Source organism: Dysgonomonas sp. PH5-45, from assembly GCF_029893235.1.
Lineage (GTDB): Bacteria > Bacteroidota > Bacteroidia > Bacteroidales > Dysgonomonadaceae > UBA1309.
In genome coordinates this window covers 18,052-31,091 of record NZ_JARXWE010000004.1, presented here as the reverse complement: position 1 = coordinate 31,091, position 13,040 = coordinate 18,052, and the positions used below count along the sequence as shown (strand labels likewise).

10 protein-coding genes are annotated in these 13,040 nt (G+C 41.2%); 5 read left to right on the top strand and 5 right to left on the bottom strand.

Going from position 1 to position 13,040, the window contains the following annotated elements:
* Positions 1 to 214: 214 nt before the first annotated feature.
* The 5 genes from pepT (at position 215) to M2132_RS02530 (ending at position 6,196) form a co-directional block, all read left to right on the top strand.
* Positions 215 to 1,438: a peptidase T gene (pepT, locus tag M2132_RS02550; protein WP_280671032.1), complete on the top strand. Its 1,224-nt coding sequence runs from the start codon at positions 215 to 217 to the stop codon at positions 1,436 to 1,438.
* Positions 1,439 to 1,496: 58 nt separating this feature from the next.
* Positions 1,497 to 2,594, top strand: coding sequence for a glycine cleavage system aminomethyltransferase GcvT (gcvT, locus tag M2132_RS02545; protein ID WP_280671030.1), 1,098 nt, complete (start codon positions 1,497 to 1,499; stop codon positions 2,592 to 2,594).
* 41 nt (positions 2,595 to 2,635) lie between these two features.
* On the top strand, positions 2,636 to 3,118 hold the full coding sequence (locus tag M2132_RS02540; RefSeq protein ID WP_280671028.1) for a methylglyoxal synthase: 483 nt from the start codon (positions 2,636 to 2,638) through the stop codon (positions 3,116 to 3,118).
* A 253-nt stretch (positions 3,119 to 3,371) separates the two neighbouring features.
* A complete protein-coding gene (locus tag M2132_RS02535) occupies positions 3,372 to 3,740 on the top strand; it encodes a hypothetical protein (RefSeq protein ID WP_280671026.1) in 369 nt (122 codons plus the stop codon).
* A 101-nt stretch (positions 3,741 to 3,841) separates the two neighbouring features.
* Positions 3,842 to 6,196, top strand: a complete 2,355-nt coding sequence (locus M2132_RS02530; protein ID WP_280671024.1) for a TonB-dependent receptor — start codon at positions 3,842 to 3,844, stop codon at positions 6,194 to 6,196.
* An 84-nt stretch (positions 6,197 to 6,280) separates the two neighbouring features.
* On the opposite strand, the gene M2132_RS02525 is transcribed toward M2132_RS02530, so the two are convergent.
* From M2132_RS02525 to M2132_RS02505, 5 genes are all read right to left on the bottom strand, one after another.
* Positions 6,281 to 7,429 carry a glycosyltransferase gene (locus M2132_RS02525; RefSeq protein ID WP_280671022.1) on the bottom strand — a complete coding sequence of 383 codons (1,149 nt, stop codon included), beginning with the start codon at positions 7,427 to 7,429 and terminating at the stop codon, positions 6,281 to 6,283.
* A gap of 86 nt (positions 7,430 to 7,515) precedes the next feature.
* Positions 7,516 to 8,673, bottom strand: coding sequence for a diaminopimelate decarboxylase (lysA, locus tag M2132_RS02520; RefSeq protein ID WP_280671020.1), 1,158 nt, complete (start codon positions 8,671 to 8,673; stop codon positions 7,516 to 7,518).
* Between the two features lie 74 nt (positions 8,674 to 8,747).
* Entirely contained in the window at positions 8,748 to 10,070 is a 1,323-nt protein-coding gene (locus M2132_RS02515) for an aspartate kinase (RefSeq protein ID WP_280671018.1), read from the bottom strand.
* A 186-nt stretch (positions 10,071 to 10,256) separates the two neighbouring features.
* On the bottom strand, positions 10,257 to 11,054 hold the full coding sequence (locus M2132_RS02510) for a hypothetical protein (protein WP_280671016.1): 798 nt from the start codon (positions 11,052 to 11,054) through the stop codon (positions 10,257 to 10,259).
* 152 nt (positions 11,055 to 11,206) lie between these two features.
* Positions 11,207 to 12,844: a dipeptidase gene (locus tag M2132_RS02505; RefSeq protein WP_280671014.1), complete on the bottom strand. Its 1,638-nt coding sequence runs from the start codon at positions 12,842 to 12,844 to the stop codon at positions 11,207 to 11,209.
* Between the last annotated feature and the right edge of the window lie 196 nt (positions 12,845 to 13,040).

Sequence of the window (13,040 nt, the reverse complement as noted above, 5' to 3'; positions counted from 1 at the left end):
GGAGCTGGCCGTATAGGACTTACCCGACACAAAATTACGCCTTTTTTTTTATTCTCCAAATAGGCATTACAATTTTTTCCTTTCCTATCCTTTTATTATCTTTGTGAGGTTTGTAAAGCCGATTATGCAAATCTGTTATTTACAGAAAGTTGTATTTTTTATAAGAATTCTATTTTTTTGTTCAAAAAAAATAATAACAAATTAAAATATATATATGGCAACATTAGTAGAACGTTTTCTGAAATATGTAAAAATAGATACAGAATCAGATCCAACAACGGGTGTTACACCCAGTACAGCAAAGCAGTTCGATCTTCTTCGTGTACTTGAAGGAGAGTTGAAGGAAATGGGATTGGAAGATATCTCGCTCGATGATAAAGGTTATCTGATGGCTACCTTACCTGCCAATACAGATAAACAGGTTCCTACAATCGGGTTTATAGCCCATGTGGATACAAGCTGCGATATGACAGGGAAGGATGTGAAGCCCCGCATCGTAGAGAATTACGACGGAAATCCTATCGTGCTGAACAAAGAGCAAAACATAGTGCTTTCGCCTGTCGATTTCCCCGAATTGTTGAGACATAAGGGCGAAGACTTGATTGTTACCGACGGAACAACGCTCCTTGGGGCTGATGACAAAGCCGGTATAGCCGAAATAATAACAGCAATACAATACCTGCAAGAGCATCCTGAAATTAAACACGGAAAAATCCGTATAGCCTTCAATCCCGATGAGGAAATAGGCGAAGGTGCGCACAACTTTGATGTTGCTAAGTTTGGTGCCGAATGGGCATATACCATGGATGGCGGCGAAGTGGGCGAATTGGAGTTCGAAAACTTCAACGCCGCAAGTGCGAAGATAGAAATACAAGGGCGCAATGTGCATCCGGGAATGGCTAAAAACAAAATGATAAACGCTTTGCTTATAGCTAATAAGTTGGTTGACCTATTGCCTGCAAACGCACGCCCCGAACATACCGCCGGATACGAAGGTTTTATACACCTAATCTCGATATCGGGTTCGGTCGATTCGGCTTCGATGCAGTTTATTATCCGCGACCACAACCGCGAATTGTTTGAGCAGAAAAAACGTTTGATGAGCGATTGCGTTGATTTCATCAACAAGCTTTATCCGGGTTCAACAAAGCTTGAATTGAAAGACCAATATTATAACATGCGCGAAAAGGTAGAGCCTGTGTATCATATCGTTGATGTTGCCTTCGAGGCAATGAAGGCTCTTGATATAGAACCTCGGGTGCAACCAATCAGAGGAGGAACGGATGGTGCGCAACTTTCGTTCAAAGGTCTGCCTTGCCCCAATATTTTTGCCGGAGGCATTAACTTCCATGGGCGGTACGAGTTTGTACCCATCCAGTCGATGGAAAAAGCATCGCAGGTAGTGGTGAAGATTGCCGAACTGGTAGCAAAAAGATAAACAACAGTAATTATTAAATTATATAAATAATATATTTAAAAACAACGAAATCATTTTTATGAAAACTACTCCATTTACAGATATCCACATCGGATTAGGTGCAAAAATGCACGAATTTGCAGGATATAACATGCCTATCGAATATTCGGGTATTATAGAAGAACATCTTACAGTTTGCAACGGTGTGGGTGTTTTTGATGTTTCGCACATGGGCGAAATATGGGTAAAAGGCCCTAATGCCGAAGCTTTTGTCCAAAAAGTAACATCGAACGATGTTTCGGCCATAGGTGTTGGCAAGGTTCAATATACATGCTTCACAAACCGCGAAGGTGGTATCATCGACGACTTTTTGGTATATCGCTACGAAACAGACAAATACCTGTTGGTTGTGAATGCCTCGAATGTAGAAAAAGACTACAAATGGTGTTTGGAAAACAACGATCTTGGTGCAGAAATAGAAAACGCATCCGACAATATCGGACAGTTGGCTATTCAAGGACCTAAAGCGTTGGCTACAATGCAAAAACTGACTGATACAAATATCGACATTCCTTACTATACATTCCTTACCGTTAAATTGGCAGGGGTTGAAGATGTAATTATTTCTAATACAGGATATACCGGAGCCAGCGGTTTCGAAATTTATTTCTACAAAGAGCATGGTCCAAAAATCTGGGAAGCAATCTTCAAAGCAGGTGAGGAGTTCGGCATCAAACCTATCGGTCTGGGTGCTCGCGATACCCTTCGTTTGGAAATGTGCTTCAATCTTTACGGAAACGATATGGACGATACCACAAGTCCGCTCGAAGCCAGCTTGGGTTGGATCACTAAATTTACAGATGGCAACAACTTCATTGCCCGCGATGTTCTTGAAAAACAAAAAGCCGATGGTTTGAAACGCCGTTTGGTTGCTTTCAAGTTGATAGACAAAGGTGTGCCCCGTCATGGTTACGAAATAGTAAACGAAGCAGGCGAAGCCATTGGTGTGGTTACATCAGGAACAATGTCTCCTTGGCTTAAGGTAGGTATCGGCATGGGATACGTTAAACCCGAATATATGAAAGCCGGAACAGAAATCTTTATCAAAGTAAGGGAGCGTAAACTGAAAGCCGAAGTTATTAAAGGTTCGTTCCGCCCATCGCAAGTAAAATTCTGATACACAGATAATATTTTGCCGTAAGGTAAAACATTTTTATTATGGACAAAAAACTAACTATTGCCCTTGTAGCCCACGACCATCGTAAAGCCGATATGGTAGAGTGGTGCTGCTATAATTCCGACTTCTTGTCTCGGCATAATTTGGTGTGTACGGGTACAACCGGCCATCTCATAAAAGAGGCTTTCGATAAGAAGGGAATAGAGTGTAGCATTACTTGTATGAATTCAGGACCTTTAGGGGGCGATGCCGAAATAGCGGCAATGGTGGTTCGTAAGGAAATCAATTTGGCTATATTCCTTATTGACGACTTGAATGCCCAACCACACGAGGCGGATATCATGATGTTGCTGCGCCAGTGCCGCATACATAATGTGCCTATAGCCTGCAACCGTTATAGTGCCGACCTGATGATAACCAGCTCGCTGTGGGACGATGAGACGTATGTGCCTACATCGCCGCGATATGTTCGTTTTGACCGTGATAATTTTGAAAAACTGATCGATTCTTTCAAAAAAGGATAAAAGAATCATATAAAATACGGGGGCTGCCTCAAAAGCAAACAAAGCACTACCATAGTGCTGTTCTTTTTGTCATTCATGAGTGTAACGAAGAATCTAACTCTAAAACAAGAGATGTTTCACTGACGTTCAACATGACAAACTGAAACAAAAGAATGCTTTTGAGACAGCCTCTTTTATTGTACTATGAATTGTTTATTCCGAAAAACACAATTACCTTTGCGCCCGATATAGAATTTTTACAGATTCATAGTTAATGAAAAGAAACAGTAAAGGTATTGCGTTGATGAAGGTTATTTTTCCGATAATCTTTATTTCGTATATCTGTTCCATAAGTTTCTTTACCCACAACCATATTGTGGGAGGGGTTACCATCGTACACTCCCATTTTTATACATCCGATACCGATGCTCCCTCCGGGCATGAGCATACTTGTTCCGAGATTCAGCTGATACAAACCCTTTCGCACTTTACTTCTGATGGATATATTTACGAGCCATTCAGTTTGAATGCTTTTCTTTCTGTCGAAACGGTTTTCTCTGCCCTTAGGTATATATCGGTTATATCCTCTTTTGTTGATGGAGGATATTTTTTGCGTCCCCCTCCTGTATTGCAGTTTGTTTAAAAACAATCTCCCCTCACTTTTTTAATAGAAGAATTCTGTGCTTTTTTTAACGTAGAACAGTTTTCTGTACATTTTTTATTAACTGTAATATAATTCGTAGAATGAAAAAATATATTCTCATTTTATCGGTTCTTGTGTGTTCTGTATTCCATATACAGGCAGAACCTATAAACATAAAAAAAACAGATGCCCATATAATGGGACATGTAAAGGATAAAAAAACGAAGGAACATTTGGCATTCATTACGGTATCTATCAAAGGAACAACGATAGGAACAACTACCGATGCAACAGGCCATTATTTCCTGAAAAACCTGCCCGAAGGTAAATTTATAGTCGAAGCACGCTTTATAGGATATGGAACTCAGCAGCAGGAAGTAGTTACAAAAAAGGGCGAAACCCTTGAGGTGAACTTCGAGCTTGAAGAATCGGTCGTTTCGCTCGACGAGGTAGTGGTTTCGGCAAACCGTAATGCCACCTCGCGCCGTATAGCGCCAACGCTGGTCAATGTGTTGGATGCAAAAACACTCGATTATACAAACTCGTGTACTCTGTCGCAAGGATTGAATTTCCAGCCCGGCTTGCGTGTGGAGAGCGACTGCCAGAACTGCGGGCTACCGCAGGTACGGATGAATGGCCTTGAAGGTGCTTATACACAGATATTGATAGATTCGCGCCCCATATTCAGCGCGTTGGCTGGGGTGTATGGTCTGGATCAGATTCCGGCCAATATGATAGAACGTGTTGAAGTAGTGCGGGGGGGAGGTTCGGCCTTGTTCGGATCGTCGGCTATTGCCGGAACCATAAATGTTATAACAAAAGAGCCAACCCGCAATACAGGGCAAATAAGCCATACGATAAGAGCCATAGACGGAACGGATAACTTTGAGAACAGCACAACGTTTAATGCCTCGTTGGTTTCGGACAACCAGAAAATGGGACTGATGGTGTTCGGGCAGAACCGCAAACGGTCGGCTTACGACAATAATGGAGATGGGTTTACCGAACTGCCTAAACTCGAAAACCGTACTTTGGGTTTCCGCTCGTATCTGAAAACAAGTACATATTCCAAACTGTCGTTCGAGTATCATAACATGCACGAATTTCGCCGTGGTGGCGATAGGTTAAATCAAGAGCCTTTCAATACTTATATTACCGAGCAGGCAGAGTCGTCAGTGAATGGAGGTGGGGTGAATTACAGCTTGTTTTCGTCTAACGAAAAACACCATCTGGATGTTTATTCCTCTTTTCAGTTAACCAACCGTAAAAGCTATTACGGAGCGGGCCAACCTGTGAATTTGTTAGAGAATATATCCGACAACCTGGAAGACATGAAGCTTCGCTTAAATGCTTATGGGCGTACAAAAGGGTTGACTTACATTTTGGGTAGTCAGTATGTATATAAATTAGATAAATTGCTGTTTATGCCCTCCGACCTGACGGCCGGTATTGAATATAACCGTGATGAGCTGGAAGACGAAAGCGGATACAGGGACAATCCCGTTGACCAAAAAATACACATAGAGAGTATATTTGCCCAGAACGAATGGAAAAGCGATATGTGGAGTTTTTTGATTGGGGCTCGTGTAGATAAGCACAGTTTGATGGACGATGCCATTTTCAGCCCTCGTGCCAATATCCGTTACAACCCTACTAAAAATATAAACCTCAGAGCCAGTTATGGGCGCGGGTTCAGGGCTCCGCAGATTTTTGACGAGGATTTGCACGTAGACCTTGCAAGCGGTCAGAGAATTGTGCGGAAACATGATCCTGATTTAAAAGAAGAAACATCCGATAGTTTCAGCGCTTCGGCCGATTGGTATTTGTATCTGCACGATACACAACTGAATTTTCTTGTTGAAGGTTTTTATACCCATCTGAGGGATCCTTTCACTCCCCGAAACGAAGAGCAGCCCGATGGTTCTACCATAAAATGGATAGAAAACGGGCCGGGAGCAAAAGTATATGGCGTTAACTTGGAGGCACGCGCCGCATGGCGGAATTTACTGCAATTGCAAGCCGGTGTAACTATACAGCAGAGCCGTTATAATGAGGCTATCAAATGGTCGGGCGATGATGTAGACGACGTTAAAGCAACCCGCAAGATGATGCGTACCCCCGATATGTATGGCTTTTTTGTGGCTACGCTTATGCCTTTCAGCCATTTTAATACATCGCTTTCAGGTAATTATACAGGCCGTATGTATGTTCCGTACGAAGGCGGTGGCCAGAGCAACCATACAGTGAAATCGGACTCGTTTTTTGAACTGCATTGGCGTGCCGCTTACGAGTTTGACTTATACAAAGGTACAGCCTTAGAGATAAGCGGAGGTGTGCAGAATATCTTCAATTCGTATCAGAAAGATTTTGATAAAGGAAAAGACCGTGTTTCGAGCTACATTTACGGTCCGTCAATGCCCCGGAACTATTTCTTAGCGGCAAAGTTGAGTTTTTAAAATCAGATAATAAATTTATGAGCCTGACCAAACATTCTTTGAAATGGGGTCAGGCTTATTTTTTGATAGATAGGTGATGGATGATTAATGCTTGTTGTTTCTGCTTATGTAGCGCAAATATGCACTGTACGCGGGTTGAAACAAGTCTAAAGGAATAAGTATCCAATAGATTGGCGATGCTTTGAGCCAACGGCAGTTTTTGTTGAGGATAACAAGTTGGGTGATAAGCATTAGTATCAGAATAAGAGTGGCTGCCCCTATTAGTACCCAGTTTTCGTTCCGAGCACCTATCACACCTGCCGTAGTGAGAGCCATGTAGAAAAGATAACGCGAGCAGGCTTCTACCCAGAATGTGTTTACGGCTCCTCCCTTGAAGTGTTGTTTCGCCCGTTGGTAGGCTATCTTGATGTCGCGCCAGATAGAGAACCGTTCTACCTCCATTGTTACTAAAGCATCGGGATGCAGACAGACAGCGGTATCGAACCTACGGACAATTTTGTTCAGATACACATCCTCGCAGCTTGCGTAATTCAGTACGGACGAAAACCCCTTGTTGTTAAAGAAAAGTTCCCGCTTGAATGCCAGATTACGGTAAGTACCTGTATATGCCCATCCCCTTATGGCCTTCGACAGATATTGTAGCCCAAAGAATAAGTTGTTGTGGGCGGCCACATGCTTGCCAATACCGCGCACCCCCTCTATATTACTGTGGCCTAACACTATGTCGTTGCCATTGACGATGCCTTGCATCATGTGCATAATCCAATGTTTGGATGATGGGCGACAATTAGCTTCGGTGAAGAGGAGGATTTCATTTTTTGCCGCTTTTATGCCGATAGTCATTGGCAGTTTACGGTCGGCGGTATCGGGCGAAAAAGTATGGTATAGATTAGGATGGTTCACCGAGAGGTGTTTCAACAGGTTTTCGCTTTCGTCGGTCGAACCATCGTTCACTACTATAACTTCAAAATTGGGATATTCTTGGCTCAATATGGCGGGAAGATTCTTTTTCAGGTTTTCAGATTCGTTTTTAGATACGATAATAACCGAAACTGAAGGCATATTCTTTAGCGATATGGCGCTTGTGTTGGCAACCGTTTTTTTTACAAAACTTGCCGGCTTTTTGTAATAAAAAAAATAAAAGAATAAGCGTACAAGAAATACGACGAATAGCACCGAAAGAACGATGATTTCGGTATCAGAAAAAGACAGATAAGACAAATATTCTTCCATGACAAAAATTAATACACAAAAGTAATTAAGAAACACTATTTAGTAATGACTTTTGCACTTATTTTTTGAATGGTTTTAAGCAGCTTTCAAATTTTGTCCGAAAAATACGATTTCGGTGTTTCACGGCAATTGTATTGCGAAACCATTACTTCGCCGTAAGCTCCGGCCGAACGTATGGCTATTAAATTGCCCCGCTCGGTTTCGTTCATCGGGTAATCTTTGGCAAAACAGTCGGCCGACTCGCAGATGGGACCAACCACATCGTATGTTTGCAGAGGCTTGTCGGACGAAATATTTTCTATTTTATGTTGAGCCTGATACAAGGCGGGGCGGATAAAGTCGGTCATGCCAGCATCCAGGATAACGAACTTTTTTTGGTTGCCAACCTTCACATAAGTAACCCTTGATATAAGTGACCCGCATTGCCCTACAACCGAACGCCCAAGTTCCAGATGGACAATTTGCCCTTGACGAAGCTCCAAATTGTTATGAAAAAGGCTTAACAATGCAGCAAAGTCGGGGATAAGGTTAGAGTCGGGTGTTTCGTAATCGATACCCATACCGCCCCCCACATTGATGTGAGGCAGTTTAATGCCTTTCTCCTGAAACATGGCTTGCAGGTCATTGACACGGTGGCATAAAGATTCGAACGATTCTATATCTGTTATTTGTGAGCCTATATGGAAGTGGATGCCTATCAATTCAACGTAATTCATAAACTCCAAGGCTTCTATAACCGTTGGTAAAGAATCTATGCTGAACCCAAATTTGTTTTCGTTTAGTCCTGTTGTTATATATTCGTGGGTATGCGCGTCTACGTTAGGATTGATGCGTATTGCAACTGAAGCTTTTTTGCCTTTTTTGCCCGCAAGGCTGTTAATGGCCTCGAGTTCGGGCAATGATTCTACATTAAAACAAAATATATTATGATCGAGGGCTATACCTATCTCCTTGTCGGTTTTACCAACACCGGCAAAAACTATTTTGCTGCCCGGAAAGCCGGCGTTTATAGCCGCCTTTATTTCGTTCCCGCTTACACAATCGGCTCCAAACCCGGCAGTTGCAATGATTTGAAGAATATATGGATTGGCATTTGCTTTTACTGCATAATGTTGCACAAAACTATATTTTTGGGTTTGTGCTTTTAATGCCTGTAGGGTTTGTTTTAGAATATTTATATCGTAATAATAGAATGGCGTTTCAATATTCCTGAATTTGTCTACAGGAAAAATTCCTTTAGTCATATAATTTAAAATGTACTTTTATATTGTTTGCCTTATTTTAGCCCTTTGTTTTTTATGACAGTGTATAATTATAGTCAGAATAACTGTTTGTTGAGCAATGCCAGTGCCGTTGCCTTGTCTTGCTGACGCACCAGAAACGACATATTATTGTTGCTGCCACCGTACGAAACCATCCTCAGGGGAACAGTCTTTACAGCATCTAATATCTGTGAGCTATAACCCAGAGTGTTCCAGTCGAGATCGCCAACAACACATATCAGCGACATGTTTTGGTCAACAGATACTGTTCCGTATTTTTTCAGGTCGTCTGTAATGGCCTGCAAGTTACGCGGGTTATCAATGGTGACGGATATGCTTACTTCCGATGTGGCAATCATGTCGATAGCCGTTTGGTAATAGTCGAATATTTCGAAAATCTTACGCAAAAATCCGTGAACGAGCAACATCCTGCCCGATTTTATCTGTACTATTGTGATTCCGTCTTTTGCCGCAACGGCCTTTATTGTACCTGTTTCTGTTTTGTTTGATATTATTGTGCCTTTATTTTCGGGCTCTAATATATTAAGCATGCGTACAGGGATGTTAGCCATTTTCGCGGGTAACACACAAGTGGGGTGCAATATTTTAGCTCCAAAATAAGCCAGTTCGGCGGCTTCGTCGAAATCGAGCTGTCTGACAGGTTGCGAGCCCGAAAAAATCTCAGAATCGCTGTTTTCGTCATTCTGCATGTTATTGACATCTGTCCATATCTGAATCTCGTCTGCTCCAATTGCGGCACCCACAAGCGAGGCGGTATAGTCGCTCCCGCCCGACGATCGCAAATCGTCTATTTCGCCGTATACATTACGGCAGATATATCCTTGTGTAACAAAAACGGACGCCTCGGTATTTGCGCCTAATATAGCCTTTAAGTGCTCTTTTATGTGTACATGGTCGGGCTCTTTGTTTTTGTCGGTCTGCATGAAATCGGCAGCCTGAACAAATACCGCATCGGCCATTGTTTCTGTAAGCAACAAATGAAACAGCCCCGAACTCAGCAGTTCGCCTTGTGCCAGTATGATTCGCTCTTCAAACAACGTAAACAGTTCGTTCGAAAAAGAACGCATGTAGTTAAATTTGGACGAAACGAATTCTATGGCCGCAGCCTTTGTCTGTTCCGACGAGTAGAGCGATGATATCTCTGTTAGGTACTTCGTCTCTAACCGGTTGATTATCTCGTTTGCTCCTTCTATATTTTTGTGATAGAAATAGTTAGATGTTTCTTCCAGAGCGGCGGTTGTACCTGCCATTGCAGAAAGTATAACCACGCATCTGGGCGATTTGAGTACAATCTCGGCAGCCAGTTTCATCCGTTGAGGGGATGCAATGCTCATACTGCCAAATTTCAGAACTCTCATGTCGAATCTTCTTTTAGAGATAAAACCAATAGTTAATACAGACTATACAAAAATACTAAAATTCTATCACGATACATCATTACGATGCTCAAAAAGTTAAATTTGTTTTTCTGATAAGTAAAAAAAGACAAGAGGCAAACCCTTGTAAGATTTGCCTCCCGTTATTCAGATTACCAGATGATATCCTTATTTAGCTTTTGTGTATGTGATAGTCGAAAACTTTTCACTGTTTTCGCCCGATTCACTGATTATCTTTTCTTTTATAGTAATAGGATAGTTATCTGGATTATATTGATAGGAATAAGTTGTTGTTGAAGAGAGATTTAAAATTGTGTCTTTGTCGTTAAAAATACGAACATCATAGATGTCTTCTTTTACAATGTTATTTACATAGGAATATTCAAATGGACGTAGAAGTACCCAAGGCTCAGCCTTTATCTGAGAAAACCTTCCTTTGTTAGAGTCATATTCGCGAACATATACATTAAACATCACTTCTTTATTATTGTCTGATATCATCTTTCTTGTTTCTTTAATATTATTACCTCTTGAATCATACTCAAATTCTATTTTAACAAGAATCCCTTGATTATTGGTTGGAACAATTATTTCTTTTATCTGTCTTTTCTCATTTAAAACATATATATTGACAAGAGGTCCTTCAGTATGTCTTTTTATAAAAATGCTATCATCTTTGTGAGTGAAAAAAAGGTCTTCTTCTGAAGAATAAATTCTTTTTATAAGCATACCATTGTCGTCATAGATATAACTGGCGTAAACAGTTTCTCCAGAGTTGCCAGTGTAGTTTTGTTTAAGTAAACGGTTCGATTTATCGTATTCGTAAGAAATGGTTCCTGTCTCTAAAGTTATTTCAGAAACTAATAGCTTTGTTTCATCATTACCATCATCATCACTACAAGAGGTTGTAAACAAAGAGAAAGATAGCAACAAAGCTGGCAGCAGGAAAAATAATCTTTTGGTCATAATCATTTATGTTTTTGTTTATATATGCAAACAAAAGTAAATATATTTAACAATATAGACGCTTCTTTTTCGTAGTTTTTTGCATCAGAAAACAAAACGCCTCACTTGCAAACCGCAAATGAGGCATTTTGAATCCTTCATTGTGATTAAAATCAATACAATACTTTATATCTATCGCCTGTTTCTTTTACTACACGTTTGTAGAAATCGGCAGGATAACCAACACGTTGTGGTGAAGACGGTTTGCCATGAGGATTACGAATAAATTCTCCGTCTTTTTCTTTACGAACAACGCCATCCATATACTTAATGGTTAGGAATTCTCCCAGTTTTTTCCATTTATCGAAGGCAAATTGTGCCTGGTCTTTACTGTATTTTGTAAGAAATTCGACAGCACTGGCAGGCGATTGATTGTACAATGCCAAAGCCTGTTTTTCTGTTTCCGGCTGTTTTGCAAGGAAACCTGATTCAAGGTCTTGTTGTACTTTCTGTAAATCGGCATGCATATAGTTGTACTTGCTGTAAACCATGTTCGACACCCAATTGTGAATCCAGAAAGCCGAAGTCCAAGAGAAAGTGTAAAGATCGCCATTGCCTTCACGGTAACATTCCGGAACATCGGTTATTGAACAATACATAGGGGTATAAACCGTTTGTGCTGCATCGTCCACTCCAAACCAAAGGATGCCGCCTATTGCATTAGGTAGCGACGAGCGCATCTGCGATACGAATGTGAAACCTGTTTGCTGAGTGGCCACGGGGCGTTCGTTGCAATATTTTACTCCATCAGATTCCCACTCAAGTGGAGCCCAACGGTATGGCGACTCAAATGGGCCTGCGCCAACATCTCCCCGCCAATCGAGTTCTGTACCTTCGTAGTGATCTCTCATCATAGCTTGTACATCGCTCAGCGAAAGCTTACGGTCTGGTTTTATATACAAAGGCATAGGGTCTTGGGTTTCTCCTTTTGCATACGACAGGTATTTACCCATGTCTTTGTTGTATCGGTTGAAGAATGTCCATACACGGGCTTCGCAATACCGTTGTCCGCCAAAGTCGAGAGGGTTATATGTTTTTGCAAAGCTGAAGTCTTCGTCTTTTCCTTTATAATATCCTTTTTCTTTTGCAAAAGAGATTACGTCTTTCGAGTAAATACAATTTTTAGGGTCTTTCAATGGGAATTGCTGTATACGTGCCTGATTGGCATGTGCCGAGATGCAATCGTCGGGAATGCGTACAGCTACCCATACAGCCCCTTTACTACCAGAGCCTTTGCCTACCATCTCGAGCACCCAAACATCGTTAGGGTCTACTATCGAAAACGATTCGCCTCCGCTGTAATAGCCGTATTCGGCAACAAGGTCGGTCATTATTTTTATTGCTTCTTTTGCTGTTTTGGCACGTTGCAGGGTTATATATATAAGGCTGCCGTAATCCATTATTCCGGTTGTGTCTATCAACTCTTCGCGTCCGGTAAAAGTGGTTTCGCTTATCGTGAGCTGATGCTCGTTCATATTGCCCACCACGTTGTATGTTTGGGCTGCTTGTTTAATCTCGCCCAGGTATTTACCGGTATCCCAATCGTGTACTTTGAGCATGGTTCCGGCTGCGTATTTCTTTGCCGGCCAATGGTATAGTTCACCATAAAGGGAGTACGAGTCGGCCGAATAGGTAACCATTGTAGAGCCATCGGTAGAAGCTTGTTTGCCTACCAGAAAGTTTGTACAGGCAAAAATTTGTGAAGCACACATTGCCGTGAAAACAAAAGCAGAAAAGAGTTTTTTCTTCATAAGATTTATTTTGATTTTTTAAACATATTACTCAACTGATTCCGTAAAAATACTTATTTTTACACGAACCAGCAACTCTTTGTTTTTTTGTTATAAAAAACATGAATAATATGACTTATTTGAAACATGTTTTAAAATATGATTTCAGATTTGCATAATAACTGTTAAAGTTACATCTTTGTGATAATAACCTAAA

What these genes read in the sequence shown, in the direction of transcription:
- pepT (WP_280671032.1), top strand. Translation starts at nt 215, where the DNA reads ATGGCAACATTAGTAGAACGTTTTCTGAAATATGTAAAAATAGATACA.
- M2132_RS02525 (WP_280671022.1), bottom strand. Translation starts at nt 7,429, where the DNA reads ATGGAAGAATATTTGTCTTATCTGTCTTTTTCTGATACCGAAATCATC.
- M2132_RS02540 (WP_280671028.1), top strand. Translation starts at nt 2,636, where the DNA reads ATGGACAAAAAACTAACTATTGCCCTTGTAGCCCACGACCATCGTAAA.
- M2132_RS02505 (WP_280671014.1), bottom strand. Translation starts at nt 12,844, where the DNA reads ATGAAGAAAAAACTCTTTTCTGCTTTTGTTTTCACGGCAATGTGTGCT.
- M2132_RS02530 (WP_280671024.1), top strand. Translation starts at nt 3,842, where the DNA reads ATGAAAAAATATATTCTCATTTTATCGGTTCTTGTGTGTTCTGTATTC.
- lysA (WP_280671020.1), bottom strand. Translation starts at nt 8,673, where the DNA reads ATGACTAAAGGAATTTTTCCTGTAGACAAATTCAGGAATATTGAAACG.
- M2132_RS02535 (WP_280671026.1), top strand. Translation starts at nt 3,372, where the DNA reads ATGAAAAGAAACAGTAAAGGTATTGCGTTGATGAAGGTTATTTTTCCG.
- gcvT (WP_280671030.1), top strand. Translation starts at nt 1,497, where the DNA reads ATGAAAACTACTCCATTTACAGATATCCACATCGGATTAGGTGCAAAA.
- M2132_RS02515 (WP_280671018.1), bottom strand. Translation starts at nt 10,070, where the DNA reads ATGAGAGTTCTGAAATTTGGCAGTATGAGCATTGCATCCCCTCAACGG.
- M2132_RS02510 (WP_280671016.1), bottom strand. Translation starts at nt 11,054, where the DNA reads ATGACCAAAAGATTATTTTTCCTGCTGCCAGCTTTGTTGCTATCTTTC.